Source organism: Nonomuraea jabiensis, assembly GCF_014204795.1.
Lineage (GTDB): Bacteria > Actinomycetota > Actinomycetes > Streptosporangiales > Streptosporangiaceae > Nonomuraea > Nonomuraea jabiensis.
Genome location: NZ_JACHMB010000001.1, coordinates 9,655,384 through 9,682,158, shown reverse-complemented (window position 1 = coordinate 9,682,158; position 26,775 = coordinate 9,655,384). Strand labels below are relative to the sequence as shown.

Annotated in this window: 27 protein-coding genes; 13 read left to right on the top strand and 14 right to left on the bottom strand. The window is 73.3% G+C overall.

Features of this window, described 5'->3' with window-relative positions; genetic code table 11:
* Positions 1–19: 19 nt before the first annotated feature.
* Genes HD596_RS44275 through HD596_RS44265 form a run of 3 tightly spaced genes read left to right on the top strand, consistent with a single transcriptional unit; the run spans position 20 to position 1,685 of the window.
* Positions 20–496 carry an AfsR/SARP family transcriptional regulator gene (locus tag HD596_RS44275; RefSeq protein ID WP_185075359.1) on the top strand — a complete coding sequence of 159 codons (477 nt, stop codon included), beginning with the start codon at positions 20–22 and terminating at the stop codon, positions 494–496.
* On the top strand, positions 412–1,218 hold the full coding sequence (locus HD596_RS44270; protein WP_185075358.1) for a hypothetical protein: 807 nt from the start codon (positions 412–414) through the stop codon (positions 1,216–1,218). The genes HD596_RS44275 and HD596_RS44270 overlap by 85 nt, the downstream gene beginning before the upstream one ends.
* The gene (locus HD596_RS44265) at positions 1,215–1,685 is read left to right on the top strand and encodes an SRPBCC family protein (RefSeq protein WP_313046332.1); all 471 of its coding nucleotides are present in this window, start codon (positions 1,215–1,217) and stop codon (positions 1,683–1,685) included. The genes HD596_RS44270 and HD596_RS44265 overlap by 4 nt, the downstream gene beginning before the upstream one ends.
* Positions 1,686–1,697: 12 nt before the next feature.
* Here HD596_RS44265 and HD596_RS44260 read toward each other — a convergent pair whose 3' ends face one another.
* On the bottom strand, positions 1,698–2,384 hold the full coding sequence (locus tag HD596_RS44260; protein ID WP_185075357.1) for a CTP synthase C-terminal region-related (seleno)protein: 687 nt from the start codon (positions 2,382–2,384) through the stop codon (positions 1,698–1,700).
* Positions 2,385–2,454: 70 nt separating this feature from the next.
* On the opposite strand from HD596_RS44260, the gene HD596_RS44255 reads away from it, so the two are divergent.
* Entirely contained in the window at positions 2,455–3,324 is an 870-nt protein-coding gene (locus HD596_RS44255; protein WP_185075356.1) for a LysR family transcriptional regulator, read from the top strand.
* Between the two features lie 35 nt (positions 3,325–3,359).
* Here HD596_RS44255 and HD596_RS44250 read toward each other — a convergent pair whose 3' ends face one another.
* Positions 3,360–4,481 carry an SWIM zinc finger family protein gene (locus tag HD596_RS44250; protein ID WP_185075355.1) on the bottom strand — a complete coding sequence of 374 codons (1,122 nt, stop codon included), beginning with the start codon at positions 4,479–4,481 and terminating at the stop codon, positions 3,360–3,362.
* A complete protein-coding gene (locus HD596_RS44245) occupies positions 4,478–7,219 on the bottom strand; it encodes an SCO1167/SCO6262 family helicase (protein WP_313046331.1) in 2,742 nt (913 codons plus the stop codon). The genes HD596_RS44250 and HD596_RS44245 overlap by 4 nt, the downstream gene beginning before the upstream one ends.
* 101 nt (positions 7,220–7,320) lie before the next feature.
* Between HD596_RS44245 and HD596_RS44240 the strand changes: the two genes are divergently transcribed.
* Genes HD596_RS44240 through HD596_RS44230 form a run of 3 tightly spaced genes read left to right on the top strand, consistent with a single transcriptional unit; the run spans position 7,321 to position 9,642 of the window.
* The gene (locus HD596_RS44240) at positions 7,321–7,938 is read left to right on the top strand and encodes a DedA family protein (protein ID WP_185075354.1); all 618 of its coding nucleotides are present in this window, start codon (positions 7,321–7,323) and stop codon (positions 7,936–7,938) included.
* Entirely contained in the window at positions 7,922–9,007 is a 1,086-nt protein-coding gene (locus tag HD596_RS44235) for a sensor histidine kinase (RefSeq protein ID WP_185075353.1), read from the top strand. Before HD596_RS44240 ends, HD596_RS44235 begins: the two co-directional genes overlap by 17 nt.
* Positions 8,998–9,642 carry a response regulator gene (locus tag HD596_RS44230; protein WP_185075352.1) on the top strand — a complete coding sequence of 215 codons (645 nt, stop codon included), beginning with the start codon at positions 8,998–9,000 and terminating at the stop codon, positions 9,640–9,642. The genes HD596_RS44235 and HD596_RS44230 overlap by 10 nt, the downstream gene beginning before the upstream one ends.
* Before the next feature lie 22 nt (positions 9,643–9,664).
* On the opposite strand, the gene HD596_RS44225 is transcribed toward HD596_RS44230, so the two are convergent.
* Positions 9,665–11,173 (bottom strand): FAD-dependent monooxygenase, encoded by a 1,509-nt coding sequence (locus tag HD596_RS44225; protein WP_185075351.1) that lies wholly within the window; start codon positions 11,171–11,173, stop codon positions 9,665–9,667.
* A gap of 148 nt (positions 11,174–11,321) precedes the next feature.
* On the opposite strand from HD596_RS44225, the gene HD596_RS44220 reads away from it, so the two are divergent.
* On the top strand, positions 11,322–14,564 hold the full coding sequence (locus HD596_RS44220; RefSeq protein WP_185075350.1) for an AfsR/SARP family transcriptional regulator: 3,243 nt from the start codon (positions 11,322–11,324) through the stop codon (positions 14,562–14,564).
* Positions 14,565–14,592: 28 nt separating this feature from the next.
* Here HD596_RS44220 and HD596_RS44215 read toward each other — a convergent pair whose 3' ends face one another.
* The 9 genes from HD596_RS44215 to HD596_RS44175 form a co-directional block, all read right to left on the bottom strand.
* Positions 14,593–15,162 (bottom strand): TetR/AcrR family transcriptional regulator, encoded by a 570-nt coding sequence (locus tag HD596_RS44215; RefSeq protein ID WP_185075349.1) that lies wholly within the window; start codon positions 15,160–15,162, stop codon positions 14,593–14,595.
* 14 nt (positions 15,163–15,176) lie between these two features.
* Positions 15,177–15,395, bottom strand: a complete 219-nt coding sequence (locus HD596_RS44210; RefSeq protein WP_185075348.1) for an alpha/beta fold hydrolase — start codon at positions 15,393–15,395, stop codon at positions 15,177–15,179.
* Positions 15,392–16,309, bottom strand: coding sequence for an NADP-dependent oxidoreductase (locus HD596_RS44205; RefSeq protein ID WP_185075347.1), 918 nt, complete (start codon positions 16,307–16,309; stop codon positions 15,392–15,394). Before HD596_RS44205 ends, HD596_RS44210 begins: the two co-directional genes overlap by 4 nt.
* A gap of 688 nt (positions 16,310–16,997) precedes the next feature.
* Positions 16,998–18,086, bottom strand: coding sequence for a VWA domain-containing protein (locus tag HD596_RS44200; RefSeq protein ID WP_185075346.1), 1,089 nt, complete (start codon positions 18,084–18,086; stop codon positions 16,998–17,000).
* 108 nt (positions 18,087–18,194) lie between these two features.
* The gene (locus HD596_RS44195; protein WP_185075345.1) at positions 18,195–19,055 is read right to left on the bottom strand and encodes an ABC transporter permease; all 861 of its coding nucleotides are present in this window, start codon (positions 19,053–19,055) and stop codon (positions 18,195–18,197) included.
* Positions 19,015–19,851 (bottom strand): ABC transporter ATP-binding protein, encoded by an 837-nt coding sequence (locus HD596_RS44190; protein ID WP_185075344.1) that lies wholly within the window; start codon positions 19,849–19,851, stop codon positions 19,015–19,017. Before HD596_RS44190 ends, HD596_RS44195 begins: the two co-directional genes overlap by 41 nt.
* Positions 19,848–20,303, bottom strand: coding sequence for a MarR family winged helix-turn-helix transcriptional regulator (locus tag HD596_RS44185; RefSeq protein WP_185075343.1), 456 nt, complete (start codon positions 20,301–20,303; stop codon positions 19,848–19,850). The genes HD596_RS44190 and HD596_RS44185 overlap by 4 nt, the downstream gene beginning before the upstream one ends.
* 48 nt (positions 20,304–20,351) lie before the next feature.
* A complete protein-coding gene (locus HD596_RS44180; protein WP_185075342.1) occupies positions 20,352–21,953 on the bottom strand; it encodes a multicopper oxidase family protein in 1,602 nt (533 codons plus the stop codon).
* Complete coding sequence (locus HD596_RS44175) at positions 21,946–22,353, bottom strand: hypothetical protein (RefSeq protein WP_185075341.1); 408 nt, start codon at positions 22,351–22,353, stop codon at positions 21,946–21,948. The genes HD596_RS44180 and HD596_RS44175 overlap by 8 nt, the downstream gene beginning before the upstream one ends.
* A 195-nt stretch (positions 22,354–22,548) precedes the next feature.
* Between HD596_RS44175 and HD596_RS44170 the strand changes: the two genes are divergently transcribed.
* Positions 22,549–22,983: an ester cyclase gene (locus tag HD596_RS44170; protein ID WP_185075340.1), complete on the top strand. Its 435-nt coding sequence runs from the start codon at positions 22,549–22,551 to the stop codon at positions 22,981–22,983.
* Between the two features lie 85 nt (positions 22,984–23,068).
* On the opposite strand, the gene HD596_RS44165 is transcribed toward HD596_RS44170, so the two are convergent.
* Positions 23,069–23,656, bottom strand: a complete 588-nt coding sequence (locus HD596_RS44165; protein ID WP_185075339.1) for a helix-turn-helix domain-containing protein — start codon at positions 23,654–23,656, stop codon at positions 23,069–23,071.
* Positions 23,657–23,763: 107 nt separating this feature from the next.
* Between HD596_RS44165 and HD596_RS44160 the strand changes: the two genes are divergently transcribed.
* The 4 genes from HD596_RS44160 (at position 23,764) to HD596_RS44145 (ending at position 26,766) form a co-directional block, all read left to right on the top strand.
* Complete coding sequence (locus HD596_RS44160; RefSeq protein WP_185075338.1) at positions 23,764–24,414, top strand: class I SAM-dependent methyltransferase; 651 nt, start codon at positions 23,764–23,766, stop codon at positions 24,412–24,414.
* 84 nt (positions 24,415–24,498) lie between these two features.
* Positions 24,499–24,909 (top strand): MFS transporter, encoded by a 411-nt coding sequence (locus HD596_RS60850; protein WP_221519841.1) that lies wholly within the window; start codon positions 24,499–24,501, stop codon positions 24,907–24,909.
* A gap of 339 nt (positions 24,910–25,248) precedes the next feature.
* Positions 25,249–25,734, top strand: coding sequence for a carboxymuconolactone decarboxylase family protein (locus HD596_RS44150; protein WP_185075337.1), 486 nt, complete (start codon positions 25,249–25,251; stop codon positions 25,732–25,734).
* A gap of 87 nt (positions 25,735–25,821) precedes the next feature.
* Positions 25,822–26,766 (top strand): RNA polymerase sigma-70 factor, encoded by a 945-nt coding sequence (locus HD596_RS44145; protein WP_185075336.1) that lies wholly within the window; start codon positions 25,822–25,824, stop codon positions 26,764–26,766.
* The last annotated feature ends 9 nt before the right edge of the window (positions 26,767–26,775 follow it).

The window sequence follows — 26,775 nt, the reverse complement described above, 5'->3', positions numbered from 1 at the left end:
GGGGTGGCAGCATGGTCGTGTGCGTGTGGCGATCCTGGGGCCGCTGGAGGTCGAGTCGGCCGCGGTCGGCGGTGCCCGGCTGCGCCGGCTGCTGGTGCGCCTGGCGCTGGCGGCCGGCCGCGCCGTCACGGTCGAGGAGCTGGCCGCGGACCTGTGGCCCGAGGAGCCGCCCGCCGACCCCGGCAACGCCCTGCAGTCGCTCATCTCCCGCCTGCGCCGGACGCTGCCGGAGGCCGGCGCGCTGGTGTCGGTGCCGGGCGCCTACCGGCTGGAGGCCGACACCGACGCCGGCGAGTTCGACCGGCTCACCGCCCGGGCCAGGCAGCACGACGACCCGGCGGTCCGGGCCGCGCTGCTGAAGCAGGCCCTGGGCCTGTGGCGGGGGGCCGCGCTGGGCGAGGTGGCGGCGACATGGCCGGCTCGCGGGCCGACCTGCTGGCCGGCTGCGCCGAGCTGCGGCAGGCCGGCGAACGGTGGGGGCTGTCGATGGCGCTGACGTCGCTGGCCGAGACGCATGCCGTGTTCGGGGACTTCGACCAGGCGCTGGAGGCGATGGAGGAGGCCGTACGGCTGCTGCTCGAGCTCAACCCCGACTCTGACGTCGCCCACCAGCGGGGCTGGCAGGCCACCATCCTGGTACGCAAAGGGGACGTGGAGCGGGCCAGGGCCGTGCTGCGGGGGCTGATCGACGCGCCGGAGGGCCGGCAGACACCCGCCCGCAATGTCGCGTTCGCGCATGCCGAGCTGGGTCATCTGGCCCGCCACGAGAAAGACCTGCCGGCCGCCGGGCGCCACTACGCCGCGGCCTGCCACGTGATGGGGGACACGACGGCGATCGCGCCGCAGTTCCGCACGCTGCTGCTGGTCGGGCGGGCCCACCTGGCGGTGGCCGCGCACGACCACGAGACGGCGGCCCGCCACGCGGAGGCGGCTGCCGAGCTGGTCGTGGCGGCGTCCGACATGCCGGTCCTGGCGCGGGTCGCGGTCGCCGTGGCCGAGCTGTGCGCGGCGCGCGGGGACCTGCTGGCGGGAGCCACCACGCTGGGCGCCGCCGAACAGCTGCGCGGCGCCCCCGACGCCGCCAACCCCGACGTGGCCCGCGTGGCGGCGCGCCTGCGCGACGACCTCGGCGAGGAGGCTTTCGCCGCGGCCTTCGCCCGCGGCCGCGCCCTCGACCGCGCCCGCGCCGTGGAGCTGGCCAGGGGAGGTCCACGGTGAGGTCCACGGCGAGGTCCACGATGAGGTACGTCCACGCGGGCGCCGCCGTGCACGTCCCGGCGCCGCCGGAGCAGGTGTTCGCGCTGATCACCGACTGGTCGCGGCAGCGGGAGTGGATGTTCATGACCGAGGCCCGCCAGGTCGGCGAGCACGCGGTCGAGGCCTACACCGGAGTGCGGCCGTTCGGCTTCCTGGACACCATGACGATCACGACCTGGCAGCCCCCGACCCTGGTGCTGGTCACCCACACCGGCCGGTTCGTGCGCGGCGACGGCGCCATCCGCATCCGCCCCCAGGACGGCGGCAGCCGCGTGATCTGGGCCGAGCGGCTGCAACTGCCGTTCGGGCCGCTGGGCCGGGCCCTGTGGCCGCTCGTCCGCCCCGTCAGCGTCGCCCTCCTGCGCCACTCGCTGCGCAACCTGTCCGGCCTGCTCGCCCAGGAAACCCGGGCGGCGCGGGCGGTGTAGACAGGGCACTGGTCAGGTTCGAACCGCCTGGCGGGCCACCGCGGCGGCGAAGGCGGCGATCACCGGGTGCGCGCGCCGCCCGTCCCCCGACAGCTCCGGCTGGAACAACGTGCCCACGAAGAACGGGTGGCCGGGCAGCTCGGCCGCCCGCACCGCCCCGTCGTCGGCGTGCCCGCAGAACACCAGCCCGTGCTCGGCCAGCGTCCGGGTGTAGGTCTCGTTGAGCCCGTAGGAGCAGACGTAGGACTCCATCGTGACGGGCCCGCCCACGATCTGCTCCATCAGCGTCCCGGGCGAGATCCGCACCCGCCCCTCGTGCCCGGCCAGCGAGCACGCCAGCGGCGTCAGCAGGAACTCACGCGCGTCCGGCTCGTTCTCGGCGTGCGCCACGTCCAGCCCGCACACGTGCCGCGCGAACTCCAGCAGCATGTGCTGGAACCCGGCGCAGGTGCCCAGGAGCGGAATCCCATGCTCCCGGGCGACGCGCGCCGCCTCCACGGCGCCCTCCTCGTCCCGGTACGGGCTGCCGGGCACGATCCAGATCCCGTCGAAGCGCTCCAGGCCGGACACGTCGGTGGTGGCGATCCAGTACGGGTCGAGCGCGATGCCCTCCCGCTCCCGCAGCGCCTCGACGACCAGCGGGATCCGGGCATGCGAACGAACACTGGGGGACCGATCCCCCACGAGGGCGATTCTCATGCCCTCATCCTGACCGCCACCCCTGGTTAAGCGCCAACGATGATTTCTGGACCTGCTATAAGCAACACTGATGGATCCTCATTTGCTGACCACGTTCGTGACCGTCGCCCGGCACGGCTCGTTCTCCGCGGCCGCCGCCGAGCTCGGCTACACCCAGTCGGCCGTCTCCCAGCAGATCGCCGCGCTGGAGGCCGACCTCGGCCTGCCGCTGCTGCTGCGCCGCCCGGTCGAGCCCACCGAGGCCGGCCGGCGGCTGCTGGAGCACGCCGGGCCGCTGCTGCTGCGCCTGCGCGCGGCCCGCGCCGACGTGCTGCGCGCCGCCGCCCGGCCCGGGCACCGGCTGCGGCTGGCCGTCACCCCGCTGGCCGTCAACCCCGTCGTGGCCGCCCGGCTGGCGCGGGCGCGTGCCGGCAATCCGCGCCTGGAGGTGAGCCTGCACACCTGCGGGCGCGACCAGGCCGTCGCGATGGTCGCCGAAGGGCGGGCCGACCTGGGCCTGGCCGACGGGCTGGCCGCCCCGTCCGACCCGCTGCGCCTGCTGGACGCCGGGCCGATGACGGCCGTCGGGGTGAGCGAGGAGGAGCTGGTCGTGGCCCTGCCTGCCGGTCATCCCCTGGCCGGGCGGGCGGCGCTGGCGCTGGCCGACCTGGTGGACGCGCGCTGGCTGCAGACCCCGCTGTGCCCGCTGGCCCGGCTGCGCGACCTGGTGGGCGACGGGTTCCCGGTGGGGCTGGACTATCAGGGGGACAACGTGCACACCGTGCTCAATCTGGTGGCCGCCGGCCACGGCCTGACCCTCCTGCCCGCCTCCGCCCTGTCCGGGGCGGCAGCGGCAGGGCTGCCGCTGGCCGCGCCCCGGCTGGTGCACCGCGTCGAGCTGCTGCACGGCGCCCTGCCCCCGGGGCCGGCGGCCGACCTGGCCGCCGTCCTGTCCGGCTGACAACGGGCACCTCTACCGGCGCCGCGCCTGACGGCTCACCCGCTGACCAGCGCCGCCGGGTCGCGCTCCGGCGGGCCGGCGGGCCACCACTCACCCTCGATGCGGGTGAAGGGGTACCAGCGGCCGTCGCGGCCGTAGCGCAGTTGCAGGGGGCCGAGGGTCCAGCGGTTGCGCCAGGCCTGCAGCGGCGGCGGCTGCTCGCCCTCCCAACCGGCCTCCAGCAGGGCCTGCGACCTGGCCAGGTCCTGGCGGGGTGGCGTCCAGGCGTGCTCGAGCACCTCCAGGCCGTGCGCGCCGCCGTACCGCCATGCCCGCACGGCCGCCTCCAGCCCGAGGTCCAGGTCGTGGTCGGCGGCCAGGCGGACGCGGTCCTGGTATTCCGACAGCTCCGGCAACCGCCCGTGGAGCAGCACCTCGCGCGCCCGCCAGGCGGCCGAGGCGATGAGCACCCCCAGGGCGGCCACGTCCACGCCCGGCGCCGGGTCCAGCACGGGCGGGGCGAAGGCGACCTCGACCGGCGGCGGCTCCGGCAGCGCGGGCACGCCCGCCGCGAGCGCCTCCACCGCCGGCACCCCTGCGGCCGCGGCCGCGGCCGGCCTCTTCGGGGCCTGGCGCCCCTGCAGCGCCTCCAGCAGTTCCTGCTCGCCGCGCCCGCGCATCAGCAGCAGCACGAACGGGTCGGCGTCCAGCAGCCACGACACCTGGTAGCACAAGGCGGCCGCGTGCTTGCACGGATGCCCCCAGTCCGGGCAGGAGCACTCCGGCTCCAGGTCGCCGACGGCCGGCAGCAGCGGCACGGCGGCGTCCTCGGCCGCCTCGACCAGGTCGTGCGGCATGTCGCGGTCGAGCAGGGCGGCGATGTGCCCGCTCTTGGCGGCCACCTGGTCGAGGAAACGTTCCCAGGCGGCGTCGGTGAGCTGCTCGACGCGTACGACGGTGTCGTACTCGCTCTCGGTCACCGCGGCGATGCGGCCGGGGCTGACGGTGATGGGGCCGACCTGGCCGGTCTTGGCGTAGGCGCGGCCCTTGCGCAGCAGCCCCTGGTCCAGCGAGGTGTCCTCCATGGCCTTGACCCAGGCCAGCCCCCACCAGGAGGTGGCGAAACGGGCTCCGGCGCGTTGCGGCGGGAAGGCGGCGAATCCGCGGGCGGCGGTCATCTGAGCTCCACGAGTGCGGCGAGTTCGGCGTCGGTCAGCTCGGTCAGGGCGGCCTCGCCGGAGGCCAGCACGGCCTCGGCCAGCGCGCGTTTGGCGCCGAGCATCTCGGCGATGCGGTCCTCGATCGTGCCTTCGGCGATCAGCCGGTGCACCTGGACGGGCCGGGTCTGGCCGATGCGGTAGGCGCGGTCGGTGGCCTGGTCCTCGACGGCGGGGTTCCACCAGCGGTCGTAGTGGATGACGTGGTCGGCGCGGGTGAGGTTCAGGCCGGTGCCGGCGGCCTTGAGCGACAGCAGGAACACCGGCGCCCGGCCCTCCTGGAAACGCTCGACCATCTCCTCGCGGCGGGCGACCGGGGTGCCGCCGTGCAGCAGCTGGACGGCCACGCCCCTGGCGGTCAGGTGCCGCTCCAGCAGGCGGGCCATGGTGACGTACTGGGTGAACACCAGCACCGCGCCGTCCTCGGCCACGATGGTGTCGACCAGCTCGTCCAGCAGCTCCAGCTTGCCCGAGCGGCCGGCCAGGCGCGGCGCGGTCTCGTGCAGGTACTGGGCGGGGTGGTTGCAGATCTGCTTGAGGCCCGTCAGCAGCTTGACGATCAGGCCGCGCCTGGCCATGCCGCGGGCCTCGGCGATCTGGGCCATGCTCTCGCGGACGACGGCCTCGTACAGGCCGGCCTGCTCGGTGGTGAGCGCGACCGGGCGGTCGGTCTCGGTCTTGGGCGGCAGCTCCGGCGCGATGCCGGGATCGCTCTTACGGCGCCGCAGCAGGAACGGCCCCACCAGCCGCGACAGGCGTTCGGCCGTCTCGCCGTCGCCGGACTCGACGGGTTTGGCCCACCGCGACCGGAACCTGCCCAGCGGGCCCAGCAGCCCCGGCGTGGTCCAGTCGAGGATGGCCCACAGCTCCGACAGGTTGTTCTCCACGGGGGTGCCGGTCAGCGCGACGCGCGCGGCGGCCGGGATCTCGCGCAGGGCCTTGGCGGTGCCGGAGGCGGGGTTCTTGACGTGCTGGGCCTCGTCGGCCACCACCAGGCCCCACGGGTGCGCGGCCAGGCGGGCCACGTCCAGGCGCATGGTGCCGTACGTGGTCAGCACGAATCCCTCATCGGGCAGCGTGCGCTGCGCCCCGTGGAAGCGGCGCACCGGCACGCCCGGCGCGAACCTGGCGATCTCCCGCTCCCAGTTGCCCAGCAGCGAGGCCGGGCAGACCACGAGCGTGGGCCCGGCGCCATCCCCGGCCCCGTCTCCAGTGCGGTGCAGGTGCAGGGCGATCAGCGTGATCGTCTTGCCCAGGCCCATGTCGTCGGCCAGGCAGCCGCCCAGCCCGAGCGAGGTCATCCGGGCCAGCCAGCGCAGCCCGGCCAGCTGGTAGTCGCGCAGTGTGGCCGCCAGCCCTTCGGGAGGGCCGGCGTCGGCGGGTTCGGCCAGGCGTTCGCGCAGGTCGCGCAGCCAGGCGGTGGGTTCCACGGCGACCTGCTCGCCCTCGACCTCGACCGAGCCGGTCAGGGCCGCGCCCAGCGCCTCGATGCCGGTCAGGGGCTTGAGGTCGCGCTGGCGGGCCTTGCGGGCCAGGTCGGGGTCGATGAGGACCCACTGGTCGCGCAGCCGCACCACCGGGCGGTGGGCCTCGGCGAGCCGGTCCATCTCGGCCGCGCTCAGGCGCTCGCCGCCGAGTGCGAGCTGCCAGTCGAAGCTGGTCAGGTGCTGCCCGCCGAGGAAGGACGGCAGGTCGGACGGCTTGGCGTCGCGCTCGCCGATGACGGCGCGCGCGCTCAGGCCGCGCACCAGGGCCTTGGGCCAGTGGACCTCGACGCCGGCGGCGGCCAGGCGTTCGGCGGCGCCGGCGAGCAGCTGCTCGACGTCGCCGTCGGTGAGGGCGAGCTCGTCGGGGACGGCGTTGTCGAGCAGCCGTTCCAGGCGCGGCCAGGCACGGGCGGCCCGGCGCACGGCCAGCGTGGCCTCGATCCTGGCGCGCGGCCCGAAACCCGCCTCGCGGCCCTGCCACAGGTCGGCCGCGTCGACGACGAGGGAGGGGTCGGCCAGGCTGTGCAGCTGGACGATCGCGCGGAACTCGGCGGCGGCCAGGTCGTCGGCCTCCAGGCGCAGCGACAGCCGTACGCCGGAGTCGAGGCCGGCCGCGACCTCCTCGGCCCAGGGGCGCAGGTGCGCCACCTTGACGGGCTTGGCGGCGGCGAAGGCGGTGGCTCCGGTGGCCCGTACGGCGCCGGGCGAGCGCGGCATGGCGTCGGCGACGGCGTCGAGGAAGGCGCGCACGAGCGGCTCCGCCTCCGGCAGCCACGGCTCGGCCTGCTGTCCGGGCTGGAGGGGGATGGCGCGGGCCGCGGCGGGCATGGCGGCGGCCAGCTCGCGTACGCGCTGGATGTCGGCGGCGTCGAGCGGGCCGGCGCGCCAGGAGTCGTGCTCCCCCGCCGACACCCCCGGCAGGATGCGGCCCCGGGTGACGAGCTGGAGCGCCACCAGCGCGGCCGCCCCCCAGAAGCGCGTCGCCGGGTGGGCCCGCGGGTCCATGCGCGCCCTGGCCAGCCCCGCCACCGCCTCCCCCACCGGGACGTGGGTGGCCGCGACCTCGCGCGTGCGCACCGCGCCGTCGTGCTCCTCGGCCACCGTCACGGCGGACGGCCCGTCCGGGTCAAGGAAGGTGATATGTCCGGACCTGGGTGGGTCGCCGGGTTGGAAGACTGCCGCGTGCTGGGCCAGATCCGTCGAGAAGCTCACGGCCGTACAGTGTACGGTACGTAGGGGTGGGGTTTACCGCACCCCGCGATCAGAAGTCCGCCTCATTCCCGGCATATCCGATCATGCCTAGGCTTTACCTCATGACTGATTGGCTGGTTGGACTGATGGAGACTCTCGGCGCGCCCGGGGCCGGGCTCGCGATCGCGCTGGAGAACCTCTTCCCTCCCCTGCCCAGCGAGGTGATCCTGCCGCTGTCGGGCTTCACCGCGTCCAGAGGCGAGATGGACCTGCTGGACGTGCTGGTGTGCACGACGCTCGGCTCCGTGATCGGGGCGCTGGCGCTGTACTGGGTGGGGGCGCTGCTCGGCCGCGAACGCACCCTGGCCATCGCCGCCAAGCTGCCGCTGGTCAAGACGTCCGACATCGAGAAGACCGAGGCGTGGTTCCTCAAGCACGGCCGCAAGACGGTGTTCTTCGGGCGGATGATCCCCCTCTTCCGCAGCCTCATCTCCGTGCCGGCGGGCGTCGAGCGGATGCCGCTGGTGCCGTTCACGCTCCTGACGGCCACCGGCAGCCTGATCTGGAACACCATCTTTGTGATGGCCGGCTACCTGCTGGGCGAGAACTGGTCGCTGGTGGAGGCCTACGTCGGCATCGGCTCCAAGGTGGTGCTCGGGCTGGTGGTGCTGGCGATCGTGGTGTTCGTCGCCGTGCGGCTGACCGAGCGGCGCAAGGGCAGGCATGCGAGTCGCCGCTGAGGGGCTGCGGCTGCTGGGCGCGGTCACGCTGGGCGCCGTCACCGCCCTGGCCGAACTGATCTTCCTGCTGCTGGCGCTGCCGCTGCTGAGCAATCCGAACGTCACCGCCGCGGCCCGCCGGCTGGCCCGCCTCGAGGCGCGCCGCCTGCGCCTGGACCCCGACACCCTCCAGGACGGCAGACCCGTGCCCTACCTGGCCGCCCGCGTCCCCGTGGGGGTGCTGGGCGGGCTGGTGGTCGCCCTGCTCGTCTTCGGGACCGACATCGGCGTCCGCCTGCTCGCCGCCTGGGTCCGCGGCGAGCAGTTCGACGGGATGGCGCCCTCGATCCCGCTGGTCGCCTACATCATGGTCGGCGGGATCGTCCTGCTGTTCCTCGACCTGTCGGGCGTGGTGGGCGTGCACGCGCTGGAACGGCGGCTGGCGCTGCGCATGCTCGCCCCCGACCCGACCCAGGCCCTCGAACGCAGGATCGCCGAACTGGCCGAGAGCCGCGCCGGCATCGTGGCCGCCGTCGACTCCGAACGCCGCCGGATCGAACGCGACCTGCACGACGGGCTGCAGCAGCGCCTGGTGGCACTGTCGATGCTGGTCGGACGGGCCAGGAGAGGCCGGCCGGAGCTGCTGGAGCAGGCGCACCAGGAGGCGCAGCAGGCGCTGGCCGAGCTGCGCGAGGTGGCCTGGCGGGTCTACCCCAGCGGCCTGGACACCCTGGGCCTGGGCGAGGCGCTGGCCGGGGTGGCCGAACGGTCGAGCGTACCGGTCAGGGTAGCCTGCGACCTGCGGCGTCGGCCGCCGATGGCGGTGGAGACGGCGGCGTACTTCGTGGTGTGCGAGGCCGTCACCAACGCCGCCAAGCACGCCGGCGCCACGCTCATCACGGTCGAGGTGCACGAGGAGGACGCTGCGGTGCTCGTACGGGTGCGAGACGACGGCGCGGGCGGCGCGCAGGCCGCCGGCGGCGGCCTGTCGGGGCTGGCCAGACGCGTCGCGGCGCTGGACGGCGGCCTCGAGGTCAACAGCCCGATCGGCGGGCCCACCACGATCACGGCGGTGCTGCCGTGCGGGTGATCCTGGCCGAGGACTCCACGCTGCTGCGCGAGGGCCTGGTGCGGCTGCTGCTGGAGGAGGGCCACGAGGTGCCGGCCGCGGTCAGCGACGGCGACGCGCTGGTCACCGCGGTGGCCGAGCACCGGCCGGACATCGTGGTCGTGGACGTCCGCATGCCGCCCACCCACACCGACGAGGGACTGCGGGCGGCGCTGGAGATCAGGCGGCGCTGGCCCGCCGTGAAGGTGCTGGTGCTGTCGCAGTACGTGGAGAAGCGGTACGCCACCGAGCTGATGAGCGCGGACGTCGAGGGCGTCGGCTACCTGCTCAAGGACCGGGTGGCGCAGGTCGGCGACTTCCTGGACGCGCTGGAGCGGGTGGGCTCGGGCGGGGCGGCCTTCGACCCGGAGGTGGTGCGCCAGCTGCTGGCCCGTACGACGCAGGTCGATCCCCTGGCCCGGCTGACGGCGCGGGAGCGGGAGGTGCTGGAACGGATGGCGCAGGGGCTGACCAACGCCTCGATCGCCCAGGCCCTGCACGTGTCGCAGAGCGCGGTGGAGAAGCACGTGAACTCGCTGTTCGACAAGCTGCGGCTGTCGCACACGACCGGCTACAGCCGCCGGGTGCTGGCCGTGCTCCACTTCCTGGAGTCCTGACCTGCTGTTCTGTAAGGAGCGTTCAGATCGCCGGGCTGCCGAACCACCGGTCGGCGGCCCGCTCGAACGCTTCACGATCGGGGACGCGATCACCCGCCCAGGCGACCACGCCGTCAGGCCGGACGAGCACCGCCCCCAGCCCGAGGTCGTTCCTGGCCGGCCCGGCCGCGTACCGCATCCGGCTCCCCCAGCCCATCGCCGAAGCGCGCAGGCGCCGGTCGGCGCTGAAATCGAGCGCGACGCCGCGCCCGTCCTGCATCAGGTCGCCGAGGCGAGTGCCGTCCTCAAGACGAAGGTCGGGGGCGTTGCGGCCGACCAGCGGGTGCTCGTCGCCGAGGTCGTAACGGATCGACGAGCCCGAGATCTTCTCGAACACGTAGGTCGTTCCGTCGCGCGTCCCGAGCAGGTCGCGCACCAGCCCCTGGACCGCCTGGGCATGCGGGTCCGGCCGCATGACCGCCGCCTGGGCGCGCGTCCAGTCGAGCACCCAGGAGCCGACCGGATGGCGCTCGCGGGTGTAGGTGTCGACCAGCCCGTCCGGCGCGTGGCCGTGCACGGTCGCCGCGAGCTTCCACCCCAGGTTCATGGCGTCGCCGAGGCCGAGGTTGAGCCCCTGCGCCCCCAGCGGAGAGTGGATGTGCGCGGCGTCGCCCGCGAGCAGGACGCGCCCCTGCCGGTACGTCGTCGCCTGCATCGCCCGGTCGGTGAAGCTGGAGGCGAGATGGACGTCGCTCAGCGTCACGTCGGTGCCGGACACCCGGCGCAGAACCGCCTGGAGATGTTCGCGGGTCGGCCGCTGCGTGCGATCGAAGGCGCCGCCGTCGAACTCCAGCATGCCGACGTACCCTGGCGCGGGCGTCCGCAGGTACATGCCTGTCGGCGTCAGATTGAACCCCGGGCGCAGCTTCTCGGGATCGGCGATCGTGGCGAGCACGACGTAGCCGGTGAACTGCGGCTCGGTGCCGGCGAAAGCGAAGCCCGCGAGGCCGCGGACCGTGCTGCGCCCGCCGTCGCAGCCGACGACCCAGCGCGCCGCGTACTCGTGCTCGCCGGCCCGCGCCACCGCGAGCTCACCGTCCTGCGTGATGGCCGAGACCGCGACGCCGCGCCTGATCTCCACGCCGAGTACGGAGGCCCGCTCGGACAGCACCGTCTCGACCGCTTCGAGGTTCGTCATCACGCCCTCCGCCGCCGGGCTGGGAAGCCGGACGGGCAGGGCGGCGAGGTCGATCTTGGCGGGATCGAGCATCATGCCGGCGAAGTGGCCCGCGCCACGAGGGCGTACCGGCTCGTCCGCGCCGGGATAGTCGTCGACGCCCGACGCCTTCAGCAGCGGGTGCAGCATCCCGCGGCGGTAGAACGCCTCGACCGACGCGGCCGACAGGCCCCGCATCCCCAGCGGATCCGCCTTCCACGGGGAGCGCGGCTCCGCCTCCCGCTCCAGCACCAGGACGGAACAGCCCGCGAGGCCAAGCTCGCAGGCGAGGAGAAGACCGACCGGGCCGGCGCCCACGATCACCACATCATGCACGAGAACTCCCTTCGAAAGCCTGCTCTCGCAGGCAGGTGAAGACTGGCGCGGGCCGCTCACACGGGGCACACACGGGGCACACACCGCGCTGACACTTCCGCCCTGCGGTGATTTGGGGAGTCGAGGGTGGGTGCGCGAGGATCGGGAGATGGACGGGGACGCGCGGCTTCGCCTCACGCTGCTCGGCGCCTTTCAGGCGTCTCGCGGTGACGCCGTCCTGCCCGTCCGGGGCGCGCGGTTGCAGGGTCTGGCCGTCCGGCTGGCGCTCGCCGGCGGGCGCGCGGTCGAGCCGGGCGTCCTGGTCGACGCGATCTGGCCCGAGGACCCGCCGGCCGGCCCCGCCCACGCCCTGCAGGCCCTCGTCTCGCGGCTGCGCCGGACTCTCGGCTCGGCCGGCGACGTCGCGCAGGTCGCGGGCGGCTACCGGCTGGAGGTGGACGCGGCCGACGTGGACGCGCTGCGGTTCGAGCGGCTCGCCGCCGCCGGCCGCGACCGCCTGCGCGCCGGCGACCCGGCCGCCGCGGCGGCCGTGCTCGGCGAGGCCGTGGCGCTGTGGGGCGACCGCCCCGGCGCCGAGCCCGCGGTCGTCGCCGCGGTGGCGCCCGCCGCCGCGACCCGGCTGGCCCACACCTCGGTCGAGGCCGTCGCCGACCTCGCCGACGCCGAGCTGTCCCTCGGCCGGGCCGACACGGCCGCCGCCCGCCTGACCGCCCTGCTCGCCGAGCACCCCGTCCATGAGCGGGCGGCCGCGCTGCTCATGGACGCGCTCGCCGCCCAGGGCCGCCAGGCCGAGGCCCTGGCCCTGTACGAGCGGGTCCGCGAGACCCTGGCCGACGCCCTCGGCACGGACCCGGGCGCCGCCCTGCACGAGCGCCACCTGCGCCTGCTGCGCGCCGAGCGGCCCGCCCCGGACGCCGCGCAGACCAGGGCGGGCAACCTGCCCGCGCCGCTGACCAGCTTCATCGGGCGCGACGACGACCTCGCCCGCATCGACGTGCTGCTCGCCGCCGGGCGCCTGGTCACCGTGCTCGGCCCCGGCGGCGCCGGCAAGACGCGGCTGGCCGTCGAGGCCGCCCGCCGCCACCGCCACGGATACCGCGACGGCGCCTGGATGATCGACCTCGCCTCGGTCACCGAACCGGCCAAGGTCGGCGCGGCCGTGCTCGCCGGAACCGGGCTGCGCGGCGGCGCGATGTTCGAGGCCCGGACGCGCGTCGAGGGCGACGACCTGGACGTCCTCGCCGACCGGCTCGGCGGCCGGGAGAGCCTGCTGCTGGTCGACAACTGCGAGCACCTGATCGACGCCGTGGCCCACCTGGTCGCGGCGCTGCTGTCGCGCTGCGCCGGGCTGCGCGTGCTCGCCACCAGCCGCGAACCCCTCGCGGTCGACGGCGAGGCGCTGGTCCCGCTCGGCCCGCTCGCGCTGCCCGGGCCGGACGACGGCGTCGAGCAGGCCCGGCGGGCGGCATCGGTACGCCTGTTCACCGAGCGGGCCGCGGCCGTGCGCCCGGGCTTCGACGTGGACGACACGACGCTGCCCGAGGTCCTGCGGGTGGTGCGCAGCCTGGACGGGATGCCGCTGGCGCTGGAGCTGGCCGCGGCCCGGCTGCGGACGCTGTCGCTGCCCGAGCTGGCCGAGGGGCTGTCCGACCGGTTCCGGCTGCTCACCACCGGCAGCCGCACCGCGCTGCCCCGGCACCGCACGCTGCGCGCGGTCATCGCCTGGAGCTGGCAGCTGCTGGGCGAGCACGAGCGTACGGTCGCCGAACGCGTCTCGATCCTGCCCGGCGGCGTCACGCCCGCCTCGGCCACCGCGCTCTGCGCCGGCACTGCGGTGCCGCCCGCCGAGATCCCCGAGCTGCTCGCGGGCCTGGTCGACCGGTCGCTGCTGCAGCTGGCGCCCGACCCGGGCCGCTACCGCATGCTGGAGACGCTGCGCGCGTACGGCACCGACCGCCTGGCCGAGACGGGCGACCTCGGCACCGTCCGCGACCTGGCCGCCGGCTACTTCGCCGAGCTGATGGCCCGCCACGACCCGCAGCTGCGCGGGCCCGGCCAGCTGGCGGCCATGCGCGTCATCAGCGCCGAGTACGACAACGCGCTGGCCGCCCTGCGCCGGCGGTGCGACACCGGCGACGCCCCCGGCGCGGTCGCGCTCGCCCTGAACCTGACCTGGTACTGGCAGATGCTCGGCCGGCAACCCGACGCTGCCTACTGGCTGGGCGAGGCGCTGGCGGTGCCCGGCGGCGAGCCGACGCCCGCCCGCGACTGCGCCCACGCGATCTACCTGATCGACCGGGCCGAGGCCCGGCCGCGGATGACCGCCGAGGAGGCCGCGGACGACCGGGCGCGGATGCGCGAGCTGGCCGGGCGGCTGCTCGCGTACCCGGAGCTGCCGGGACCGTACGGCGTGCTCACCGCGCTCCTGCAGGAGGAGACGGCCACGCTCGCGATCATCGAGCGGCTGGCCGGCGGTGACGACGTCTGGCTGTCCGGGCTGGCCCACCTGTTCCGGGCCAGGTTCGCCGAGAACGCGGGCGAGCTCGACACGGTGCGCGCCCACGTGGAGGCCGCCCTGGCCCGCTTCCGGCAGGCCGGCGACCGCTGGGGCCAGGCCGGCGCGCTGCCGATGCGCGCCCAGCTGCGGGAGTACGACGACGACCTCGACGGCGCGCTGGCCGACCTGCACGAGGCCCGGACGCTGGCCGCCGAGTTCGGCACGCTCAGCCTGCGCGACGAGGTGTACAGGGACCTTCGCTGGATCGACCTGCACGTGCGGCGCGGCGACACCGACCTGGCGATCGCCATGATCGGCTCGACCCGGGAGCGGGCCCGGCGCGCGGCCTCGGACGAGATGCTGATCCTGGTCGACGCGCGGGAGGCCAGCTTCTGGGTGCGGCACGGCGACCTGGACCGGGCGCGGCAACTGCTCGACGACGCCGAACGGGGTCTGCGCGGCGACACCACGTTCCCCGGCGACCACGTGCGGACGCTGATCGGCAACGTACGGGCCGCGCTCCGCCTGGAGCTGGGCGACCTGGCCGGCGCGGAGAAGATGCTGGCCAGGGCGTACGCGGCGGCGCTGGAGGCCCGGGACCTGCCGATCCTGTCGCTGGTGGCGGTGACCGCGGCCGCGCTCGCCGAGGCGCGCGGGCGGCATGAGGAGTCGGCCGTGCTGCTCGGCGCCGCTTCCCGGCTGCGTGGCACGCACGACCGCACCGATCAGCAGGTTCGCGAGCTCACCCGCCGGGGGCGGGCCGCACTGGGCGAGGAGGCGTTCGCCGCGGCGTACGGGAAGGGCTGGGAGCTGGACGGCAAGGCGGCCGTGACCGAAGTCGACCCCGGCCGGCCGGGCCGGGAGCTCGGGACGGCTCGCCCGGATCCCGGGTGAGCCGTCCGGCCGGCGCCCCGATCGGCGGTCAGGCCGGGTCGTCGGCGAAGTGCGACAGGACCATCTCGACCAGCGCGGCGACGTCGGCCTCCACCATCGGTTCGCCGGTCATGCCCATCCGGTGGAGCAGGGTGCCCACGACGACGTCGATGAAGAACAGGACCCGGTCCTCCGGCTCGCCGAGCGCGTCCTGGAGCGCCAGCCGGTAGGGGTCCTGCAACCGCGTGGACAGGATCTCGCGCAGGGCCGGGTCGCTGACGGCGTCGCTGAACACGCCGGCGAACGCGTCGCCGACCCCGGGCTCGCTGATCTTCCCCGCGATCCAGTGGATGGCCGAGGACATGAGCTCGGCCCGCCCGGTGCCCTCCAGCGGCACCGGGCCGAACACGTCCAGGAGGCAGTCCACGATCAGCGCGCCCTTGGACGGCCAGCGGCGGTAGATCGTCGTCTTGGCGACCCCTGCCGCGGCGGCGATGCGGTCGACGGTGGCACGCGCGTAGCCGAGCTCCTGGACCGTGCTCAGCGTCGCGGCGAAGACCACGTCGTTGACGCCGGCGCGCGGGCGGCCGGGTGGTCTGGCGGAGGCGGTCGAGGCCATGCCCACACGATAACCTATTGCGCTACTACCGGTATCGATACTTGGCGCATCTCGTCCTTGTGGCGGAACAGCTTACGGATCCGTTCCGGGGTGACGGTGTCGGTCCAGCCGTGCGGGTACGCGCCGTCCACGGACACCACCCCCAGGACGCGCTCCGGATTCCGGCCGGCCCAGTGCAGCGCGACCGGCGCGCCGTAGGACCAGCCGACGGCCGGAAGGCTCGCGTGCTTCAAGGATGGAGGACGATCTTGCCGTGCGCGTGCCGCTGTTCCAGCTCGCGGAACGCCTCCCGTACCTGCTCCAGCGGATAGGTACGGGCGATCGGCACCTCGAGCTCCCCGCGCGCGGCCAGCCGGGCCAGCTCGCCGAGCACGACCGCGCACGCCGCGGCGCCTTCTCCGTCAGTACGCGCGCCGACCTTGGCCGCGGCCTCCCAGGCGCAGATCGTGTTGATCCGCTCCGGCCGCACGCCCAGCTCCACTGCCAGCTCCACGTAGCCGTCGCCGAACGTGTCGATGAACGCGTCGACCTTCCCGCCGCAGGCTCGCCGGATCCGCTCGGCCACGCCTTCCCCGTACGCGACCGGAACGACACCGCGCTCCTTCAACCACGCGTGGTTCGGCTCGCCGGCCAGCCCGATCACCGTGGCGCCGCGCCGCCGCGCGAGCTGCACGGCAAGCGACCCCACTCCGCCCGCCGCACCGGACACCACGACCGTGTCGCCCGGCCCGGGGTCGACCGCGAACACGGTGGCGTACGCCGTCGTGCCGGCCACGTACAAGGACCCGGCCACGTCCCAGGACAGCCCCTCCGGACGCGGGGTCAGCTGCACATCGTCCACCACGACGAACTCCGCGTGGCTCGCCCTCCTGTGGGTGAAGCCGAGAACCTCGTCGCCCACCGCGACACCGCGCACCTGCGGACCGACCTCCACCACGAGGCCGGCCAGGTCGCTGCCCTGCCCGGAGGGGAACGTCGCCGGCCAGCGCCCGTGCCGCGCGCCCTGCCGGATCATCGCCTCGCCGGGCTGGATCCCGGCCGCGCGGACCTCCACCAGCACCTGCCCGGGGCCGGGCACCGGACGCTCCACCTCCTCCACCCGCAGGACATCGATCCCGCCGTACTCGTGGAACCGCACCGCCTTCATCGCCTGATCACCGCTCTTCCTCGTTCGGACGCGCCTCCACACTGCCATCGCCCTCGATGGCCCAGTAACGGAGCGGTCTTCCTAGGAGCGACGGTCCGATGATGCGCTCGGCCACCGCCGAGAAATGATTCCGGACGCGGGAAATGCCCGATGAATGTCCGGTCCGCGCCCTGTCGTCCATTGACCGTCATCATCCAGACTTCCTTTCAAGTCGGATAGCGAGCATTGCCACCTGGGTAACCGAAAGGGAAAGCAGAGTGCTTATGCGGACCAGCAAACTCGCCCTCGCAGCCACCTCCGCAATCCTCGGAGGAGCAGCGCTGTTCGCGACCCCGACCACGGCAGGAGCCACCGCCCTGGCTCCCTGCCGCATAGTCGCCGACACACACGGGGGATCGTTACGGCTCTGGTACTGCGACGGCACCGGCGGAACAAGGAACGGCTATCACGGGCAGGCGGTGGGCGCTTTCGAAGGCGACCAGCTATTCCTCAGAAGCGCCGCCGGCACCAAGACCGCCGTGGTCAACATCCCTCGGAACGGCAATTACGACACCGCCACGGTCGGGAGCCAAGGAGGGCCGTGGAAAGCCTGCTACGACCCTTGGCCAACAGCTCCGGGCGTAGGGGACGAATTCTGCACCGCGGCAGGCTGGTGACCCGAGAAGGCGTGCGATTCCGCGGAGGGCGGTCAGCCGGACAGCGGCTTCAGCTCGTCCGCGACCAGCTTGACCACCAGGTCGTCCAGGGCCAGCACGGCGTACTCCGAGACGTGATGCTCGGTCTTGTCACCCGGCGAGACCCCGTCGGCCCCGTACGTGAGGAAGGTGAAGCGGCCCATGGTGAGCTGGGCGAGCTGGCGGTAGATGTACTCGCCCTGGTCGTCCAGGCCCGACGAGGCGATCGGCTCGATCTTGATGCCGCGTTCGGCGGCCCGGCGGGCCTCGGTCAGGTAGTCCGGCCCGTCGTAGTCGAGGTGTGGCGGGGCGTCGGCGATGAGGAAGACCAGCTTGACGGCGTCCTCGCGCCAGGCCGGCTTGGCCAGCGCCTCGGCGAGCGCGGCGTTCAGGTCCTCGGGGGTGTCGCCGCCGCCTTCGGCCCGCACCTCGGTGAGCTGCTCGCGGAACGTTCCCACCTCGGCGGTGAAGTCGGTGGTCCTGGTGACGTACTCGTCGCCCCGGTCGCGGTAGAGCGTCATGCCGAGCTCCAGCTCGGGCCCGGCCGACAGCTTGGCGATGCGGGCGGCGACCGAGTCGACGCTGGCGGTCAGGCGGTCGATCTCGTCGCCCATCGAGCCGGTGGTGTCGATGAGGAACAGCACCTGCAGCCTGGCCCGCCCCTCCGTTCCGGTGACGGGCAGCTTGACCTTGGGCGCGCGGCCGGTGGCCGCGGCGGTGGCGCCGCCGTACGAGACGGTGATCCGGCCGTCACCGAAGATCAGCGCGCGACCGTCGGCGTAGGTGCGCGCCTTCTGATCCCCGGCCCGTACGGTCGCGCCGAACAGCGGCCGGCCGCGCCGATCCGTCACGGTCACGATCCTGCGCTCGCTGACATCGGCGTCGCGCACCTCCTGCTCGCCGGCGGCGAACTTCTTGCGGTAGTCCAGGTAGGCGGTGAAGGCGGCGTTGTCGTCGACGCTGCCCGCGCGTAACCCCGATTGCCTCTGGGCTTCGGACTTCGATTCGGGCGCGCCGGCGCGGGGCGTACCCGCTCCGGCGCAGGCGGTCAGCAGGACGGCGGACAGCGGCAGGACGGCGAGAAGTGCACGGTGACGTGTCATGACCTTTCCGACGGAAAGATCAGTGACGGCGTTCGAGCCCGGACCACACGGTGACCGTGCCGTGCCCGACATGTGACCCCCCGATCGAGCCCGGCGGCCCGCCGCCAATCAGCGTGCCAGCCGGCCCAGCAGCACGGACGCCGCCGTGATGCCGGCCGCCGTGGCCGCGAACAGCACCGCCAAGTCGAGCGGCAGGTGCGAGGGTACGCCGAGCAGCAGTCCGCGCAGCGCGTCGACCTGGTAGCTGAGCGGGTTGACCGCGCTGACGTACTGCAGCCAGTCCGGCATGGCCGTGGTCGGGTAGAGCGCGTTGGAGGCGAAGAACAGCGGCATCGTGATCGCCTGCCCGATGCCCATCAGCCGGTCGCGAGTCAGGACGATCCCGGCGATCGTCACCGACAGGCAGGAGAAGAACGCCGAGCCGAGCAGCACGGCCACGATCACGCCGGCCAGGCGCAGCGGGTTCCAGGTCATGCTGACGCCCAGGAGCGCAGCGATGAGCATCACGACCACCGCCTGGATCATCGCCTTCACGCCGGCGGCGAACGCCTTGCCCGTGACCAGCGCGGCGCGCGGGGTCGGCGTGACCAGGAGCTTGGTCAGGACCCCGGAGTCGCGCTCCCAGATGATCTGGATGCCGTAGAAGATGGCGATGAACATCGTGGACTGGGCGATGATCCCGGGGGCCAGATAGTCCAGGTACGGGATGCCGTCGCTGGGGATCAGCTTGATGCGGGTGAACGTCTCACCGAAGATCAGCAGCCACAGGGCGGGCTGGATCGCGCGGGTGTAGAGCTCGGTGCGGTCGTGGCGCAGCTTCTGCAGCTCCACCACGCACATCGCGGCGACCCTGGCGGGCAGCACGCGCCACCCCGTACGGGCGCGCGGCGGGACGAGCAGCAGGTCGAGGCCGCCCGCGCCGGCGCTGTCAGCCGACGCGGGAGGCGGTGTTGCGGGTACGGCGGACATCGCGGAACTCCCCTCCTCCTTCGTCGAGGCCGCTTCCGGCGACGTCGCGGAACACGTCCTCCAGCGTCGGCACCGCGCCGTCACCGCGCCGCTCGCGCAGGTCGGCGATGAGCCGCTCCGGGGTGCCGAGGGCTCGTACCTGTCCCTTGTGCATGAGCGCGACCCGGTCGCAGTACTGTTCGGCCTCGTCCATGTAGTGCGTGGTGACCAGGACGGTCATCCCGGTGGCGGCGCGCACCGCCATGATGTGCTCCCAGACGCTGGTGCGGGCGATGGGGTCGAGCCCGATCGTCGGCTCGTCCAGCATGAGCAGGCGGGGCGCGCTGACCAGGGCCTGGGCGAGTTCGAGGCGGCGTACCATGCCACCGGAGTACGTGCCGGCCATCCGGTCGGCGGCGTCGGCCAGCCCGACCGCCTCCAGCGCCTGGCCGACCCGCCCCGCGCGCTCGCGCCGTGGGACGTCGAACACTCGGGCGAACAGGGAGACGTTCTCCCGGCCCGTGAGGCTCGCGTCCGCCGACAGCTGCTGGGGCACGTACCCGAGCAGGCGGCGCACCGCCATCTTCTGGGTGGCCGCGTCGTACCCGAAAACCCGCACCATCCCGGACGGAACGGGCAGCAGCGTGGTCACGCACCGGATGGCGGTGGTCTTGCCCGCCCCGTTGGGGCCGAGCAGGCCGAACACCTCTCCGGCGCAGACCGTCAGGTCGACGCCGTCCACTGCTTTGGTCCCGCCGAACGAATAGCGCAGGCCGGTGCAGGTGACCGCGTCACCCGTCGGCGTATCGTCCCTCATGCCGTCCCCACCTCCTCGTGCAGGCCCTCGGCGAGCCTGCGCAGCGCCGGGAGCGCGGCGGTCAGCGCGGCCCGGTCCTCCTCACTGAGCCGTTCCACCTGCTCGCGGACGAGCGCCGCGCGCCGCTCCTCCCAGGCGCGCAGCCGCGCCTGGGCCTCGGGGGTGGGCAGCAACCGGGCGGAACGGCGGTCGTTGTCGCTGGTCTCGCGGCGCAGCAGCCCGGCGGTCGTGAGCTGGTTGACCAGCGTGGACACCGAGTTGCCCGCCAGGTACAGCTCCTTGGCCGCCGCCGAGACGCCGATGCCGGGGTTGTCGGAGACCAGCCGCAGCAGCTCGACCTGGGCACCGCGCAACCGCGGCCCCGGCAGCCCGCGGCGCAGCCTGCGCCGGAGGAGCCGCTGGATGCCGGTCAGGACGCCCGCGAGAGCGTCGGAGAGTTCGGTGCTGCCCATACTCAGAACATTAGCTCTGTTCACGAGCTAATGTGAAGTACGGCCCTTCTAGATGATCTCGAGGTTGGCCATCATGCCCATGTCCTCGTGTTCGGCGTTGTGGCAGTGGAAGAGGTAACGGCCGCGGTAGCCGTCGAACCGGGTGATGATCTCCACGGCTTCGCCGGGCCGGAGCGAGACGGTGTCCTTGAGCCCCGCGTCGTGGGCCAGCGGCGCCCTGCCGCTGCGCGAGAGCACGCGGAAGCCGGCCAGGTGCAGGTGGACGGGGTGGTGGACGTCGGCGACCAGCCGCCAGACCTCGATGTCACCGAGCCGGGTGGTGACATCGGAGCGGGCGGGGTCGAACGGCAGGCCGCCGATGAGCCAGCCGTGGCCCGCGTGCATCTGCCCGGCGCGGAACGAGAAGTCGCGCACCCTGACGGCGTCCGAACGCCGCCAATCCGGCAGGTCGGTGGACAGCCTGCTGGGGACGCGGCTGTCGTCGGAGGCTCGGCGGGCGACGCGGAAGGCCATCACCTCGCCGGTACGGCCGGAGCCGAGCCGGTTGACCACCCTGACGAGGCTGCCGATCGGGACGCCGGAGAAGTCGACGACCACGTCATAGCGTTCGGCGGGCGCCATCGGCAGCAGCCGGTGGGTGACCGGGGCGGCGAGCAGCCCCTGGTCGGCCCCGACCTGGACGAGGTCGAGGCGGCGCCCGTCGTCGGTGACCGCCTCGAGTTCGTAGTGGCGGGCGTTGGAGGCGTTGAGGATGCGCAGCCGGTAGCGGGCCGCGTCGACCTCGTGCACGGGCCAGGGTGCGCCGTTGACGAGGATCACGTCGCCGAGGACCCCGGCGAGGTACGGCTCGCGGACGCCGGGCCGTACGCGCAGGGTGGGGTCGAGAGCGGGGTAGGCGAGGCTGCCGTCGGCGGCGAAGGCCCGGTCGGCGATCATGAGGGGCAGCTCGCGCGGTCCGGCGGGCAGGCCGAGCGCGTCCTCGGCGTCGTCGCGGATGATGTGCAGCCCGGCCAGGCCCCGCCAGATCGCGGGGGCGGTGAAGTCCATCCGGTGGTCGTGGTACCACAGCAGCGTGGGCCGCTGGTCCAGCGGGAAGGTGTAGTCCCTGGTCAGCTCGGTCACCACGGCCCTCGGGTCGTGCATGCCGTGCTCGGCGCCGTGCCCCATGTGCATGGAGTGCTCCCGCCACCCTGCGGGCAGGACGAGGTCGGTCGGGTAGCCGTCGGAGGCCGCCGGGGTCCGACCGCCGTGCAGGTGCACGACCGTCGGGACGGGCAGCTCGTTGCGGTGCGTCACGGTGACCGGGCGGCCGCGGCGCGACTCGATCGTCGGCCCCGGGAAGGTCCCGCCGTACGTCCACAGCGGCGTCGTGACACCGGGCAGGATCTCCGCGCTCGCTTCGCGCTGGGTGATCTCGTAACGGTCGGCGCCGCCGGAGGTGCTGACCGGCTTCAGCACGGCGGGAATCGGCAGCGGCACCTGGAAGGGCGGCGGCAGCGGTACGGCGCTGCGCAGCTCGGCACCGGTGATCGAGGGCCTGCGGGCCAGCGCGGCCGAGGCCGACAGCCCGGTGGCCGCCATCACCCCGAGCGCCCCGCCGATGCCGAGAACCCGCCGCCGGGTCAGGCCCCGGGAGCCCTGCTCACGCATTGCGGACCTCCCGCCGCGGCAGGGGCCGGCTCCAGACGGCGATGAACAGCACGACGAGCGCGACGACCGTCATCACGCCCAACGGGATGTGCAGCCACAGCGCGCCGTCCAGCCCCGCGAAGTACTGCACCGTCTCGGCCGCCACCACCGCCGTCGTGGCCAGGAACGGCCAGACCTGGCGCAGCCGGATCCACGCCACGATCGCCACGATCAGCTGCAGGTAGCCGATGGAGGTGACCACGTCGGCGCCGATCGCGTGCCAGCGCAGGCTGTCGAAGTCGCCGGTCAGGTACACCCCGGCGAACACCGGCTGGCCGACGATCGCCACCACATGGGCGCTGGCGACGGCCCGCAGTGTCCACCCCGTCGGTGTCGTCCGTTGCGGGGCCATGGTGAGCATGCGATATCCCTCCTCACTCGGATCTCGCTGTGTCGCGAGCAGGCTCGACACTATGGCTCACCGGTTATCTTGTCTAAGATCAATATCGCTATGCTGTTATGCCCTGAGAGACATGATGGACCACGCGGCCTCACAATCCGAGGGGCTGTCCGGTCGGTAACTACAGGGTCTGTGTCGATTCTCAGGAGTGGCGACATGTCAACAGCTCAGGAAGCACGCAACAAGGAGACGTACCACCGCTTCCACGAGGCCATCAACAGCGGCGATCTGGAGGTCATCGCGAAGGCGATCGACGAGTTCATTCACCCGGACGGGCGGTTCCACGCGGCGCACCTGACCGACGTCACCCTGGTGCAGGCGCAGCAGCGCGTATGGGAGATCCTCCTGCGCGCCTTTCCCGACATTCACGTGACGGTCGAGGACCTGCTCGCCGATGGAGACAAGATCGTCGCCCGGCAGACGGTCACGGGGACCAACTCCGGCGAGTACCGGGGCATGCCGCCGACCGGCAGATCCGTCACGTACAACGAGATCTTCATCGCCCGCTTCGACGACGGCCAAATCATCGATCTCTGGGGGGTCGTCGACGTCCATTCACAGCTGCAGCAGCTCGGCCTGATCCAGGCGTAGTGCCTCATGGACACAAGCAACAGCGATGGCCGCCGGGCTCTGGTGGTCGGGCCGGGCATCAGCGGGATCACCCCGGCCTCGCTGATCAGCCCTGTCTCGGTGCCGCGCGGACGTGCGCGCGTTCGCCTTGCTTCCCGATGAGGCTCAGGAACTCGACCGGCCCGGCGCTGGTGGCCCCGAACCAGTGCGGGGTACGCGTGTCGAACTCCGCGGCCTCCCCGGGCTTGAGGATGAGGTCGTGCTCCCCGAGCACCAGGCGGAGCGTTCCGTTGAGGACATAGACCCAGTCGTAGCCCTCGTGGGTGCGCAGGTCGGGTTCGGCGTCGTCGCTGCCGGTCGGGAGGACGAACTTGTAGGCCTGGATTCCTCCGGGCCTACGGGTCAGCGGCAGGATGACCGAGCCGTCGCCGCACGGGACGGGACGCAGATTGATGCGGGGGTCGCCGGTCGGCGGCGCGTCGACGAGCTCGTCGAGCGTGACCCCGTAGGCGCGGGCGAGCGGGAGCAGCTGCTCGAGCGTGGGACGTCGCAGGCCCGCCTCCAGCCGGGACAACGTGCTGGTGGAGATGCCGGTCTCCGCCGCGAGGTCGGCGAGCGTGACGCCCCGATGCAGCCGAAGGCGTTTCAGCCTCGGTCCGACAGCGTCAAGCGTGCGATCAATGGCCTGGTCCACCCCTCTATTTTGCCATTCGGCAACAAGGTTTGCGCATCTGCCCTCTCTGTCAGCAGCATGAACAGCGCTGCGGCAAAGAGATCATCGCGAACGAGGGAAAACCACTTATGACGTACGAATTCGACAAGGACTTCTGGGAGCGGCACTGGCAGGAGCGGCGAGCCGGGGACCCCGGGTCCATGGGCGGCAACCCGCCGAACCCGTACCTCGCTCGTGAGACCGGCGGCCTGACACCGGGCACGGCGCTGGATGCGGGGTGCGGCGGCGGCGCCGAGGCGATCTGGCTCGCCTCTCGCGGCTGGCACGTCACCGCGGCCGACATCTCCTCCGAGGCTTTGGCCCGCGCCGCCGAGCGCGCGGCGGCGAGCGGGGCCTCCGAGCGCTTGCGGTGGGTCGAGGCGGATCTGAGCGTCTGGCGCCCGGACGCGCGGTTCGACCTGGTCATGACCCACTACGCCCACCCGGCGATGCCGCAGCTGGAGTTCTACGACCGCATCGCCGGCTGGGTGGCTCCCGGCGGCACGCTGCTCATCGTGGGGCACCTGCACACCCCGGGCTCGACCGGCCACGGGCACCACCCGCCTGCCGAAGCGTCGGCCACCTCCGCGGCCATCACCGCGCGCATGGACGGCACGGAGTGGGAGATCGTCACCGCCGAAGAGCGCGTCCGCACGCTCACCGGCCACGGCGGTCGAGAGGTCCCCCTCCACGACGTGGTCGTACGCGCCACCCGACGGCTTTCTGAAAAGGCATCATGAGCACGAACCCGGGAAACCCCTGACCCGACCATCCACGACCCACGACGACGACGTACGATCCTGGCCGGGGTCTGCGTCGCGCTCATGGCGGTCATCGCATCGGTGTCCGGGCTGAACGTCGCCCAGCCGGAGCTCGCCGTCGCGTTCGACGCCTCGCAGACCGAGGTCCTGTGGTTCATCAACGTCCACACCCTCAGCCTGGCCGCGCTGCTCCTGCCGCTCGGCGCGCTGGGCGACCGGTGGGGCCGCAGGCCGGTGCTGCTCGCGAGCCTGCTCGTCTTCGGAGCGGCGAGCGCGGCGGCCGGCCTGGCCACGTCGTCCGGGATCCTGCTCGCCGCGCGCTTCCTGAGCGGCGTGGGCGCAGCGATGATCATGCCGGCCACCCTTGCCGTCATCACCTCGACCTTCCCGCACGAGGAACGTTCCAAGGGCTTAACGACGTCACCAGGGAGTTCGGCACCGCGCTCGGTGTCGCGCTGCTGGGCGCGGTCCTGACCGCCGGCTACCGCGGCGCCATCGACTCCCGGCTCGGCGGAGTACCGGACGCCGCCGCCGACGCCGCCCGCGAGGGCATCGCCAACGCCCTCGTCGCCGCCGACGGGGCGCAGGCGCTGATCCGGGCCGCCCAGGAGTCCTTCGTCGCCGGCTGGCGGCAGGCCATGTGGGCAGGCGCGGTGGTCATGGCGGTCCTGTTCGTGTACGTGCTCGCGCGAGGCCCGCGGCGCCGGCCACAGGGTCCGGTGGCGCACGTCACATCGTCGAGCTGTCACAGGGAACGGGTGGCCGGCATCTCCATGCCGTCAGGACACCGCGCGAACGATTAAGGACGAAGTCATGGAACCCCGTATGAACCTGAACGCCAACCAGCTCGGAGCCAAGCTCGGCAAGCGGTTCTACAACGTCAGCCTGGCCATCGAGCAGTCGACGCTGCCCAAGCCCACCCAGGACCTGGTGATGCTGCGTGCCAGCCAGATCAACGGCTGCGGCTTCTGCGTCGACTACCACTCCAAGGACGCCGCGGCCGCCGGGGAGAGCGCGGTCCGGCTCAGCCTGGTCGCCGCCTGGCGCGAGTCCACCGTGTTCACCGAGGCCGAGCGGGCCGCGCTGGCGCTCGCCGAGGAGGGCACCCGGCTCGCCGACGCCTACCAGGGAGTGTCCGACGAGACCTGGGCCCAGGTGCGCAAGCACTACGACGAGGACCAGATCACCGCGCTGGTGTACCTGGTCGCCATGATCAACGCGGCCAACCGGCTCGGCGTGATCGTGCGCACCCAGGGCGGCTCCTACGAGCCCGGCATGTTCGCGAGCACGTCGAGCTGACCGGCAGGCGAACCCCGGTCCAGGATCGCCCGACCCGGGCCGGGGCCCGCCCATGTCCGGGTGCGCCGCGCGGGCTAGGATCACGCCATGCCCTTGACCGCGGACGACATCGACCTGTTCGAGGCGTCCAGGCCGCGCCTGGAGGCCATCGCCTACCGCCTCCTCGGCTCCGCCGCGGAGGCCGAGGACGCCGTGCAGGAGACGTTCCTGCGCTGGCAGGCCGCCGACATCGACCGCATCGAGGTGCACGAGGCCTGGCTCACGAAGGTCCTCACCAACCTGTGCCTCAACCAGCTCACCTCCGCGCGGGCGCGCCGCGAGACCTACGTGGGCCGATGGCTGCCCGAGCCGCTGCTCGCCGGTGACCCCATGCTCGGCCCGGCCGACACCGCCGAGCAGCGCGAATCGGTCTCGTACGCGGTCCTCACCCTCATGGAGCGCCTGTCCCCCAACGAGCGGGCGGTGTACGTGCTGCGGGAGGCCTTCGACTACCCGCACCGGGAGATCGCCGAGATCCTCGACCTCACCGAGGCCGCCAGCCAGCAGCTCTTCCACCGTGCCAAGAAACACGTCGCGGACGGCAAGGCCCGTACCGAGATCGACGCGGCCGCCGCCCGGCGGATCGTCGAGGAGTTCCTGGCGGCCGCCACCAGCGGCCGGACCGAGCCGCTCGTACGCCTGCTCACCGAGGACGCCATCTCGGTCGGCGACGGCGGCGGGAAGATCCCGGCCCGCACCAAGGCGTTCGAGGGCGCCGTCGCGGTCGCGAAGTTCCTGCGGGGCCTGTTCAAACCCACCGAGGCCAAACGCACCCTGGTCGGCGGCTCGCCCGAGGTCTACGCCTGGACCGCCAACGGCGACCCCGCCGTGGTGGCCGTCGTGGACGGCCGGGTCGTCGCCATCATGTGCCTGGAGGTCACCGCCGAGGGCATCACCGCGCTCCGCAACCAGGTCAACCCCGACAAGCTCGAACGCGCGACCGCGCAATGGGCGCTCGCCGACCACGGCGAGCCCCTGTTCGACGGCTTCTGATCGGGATGT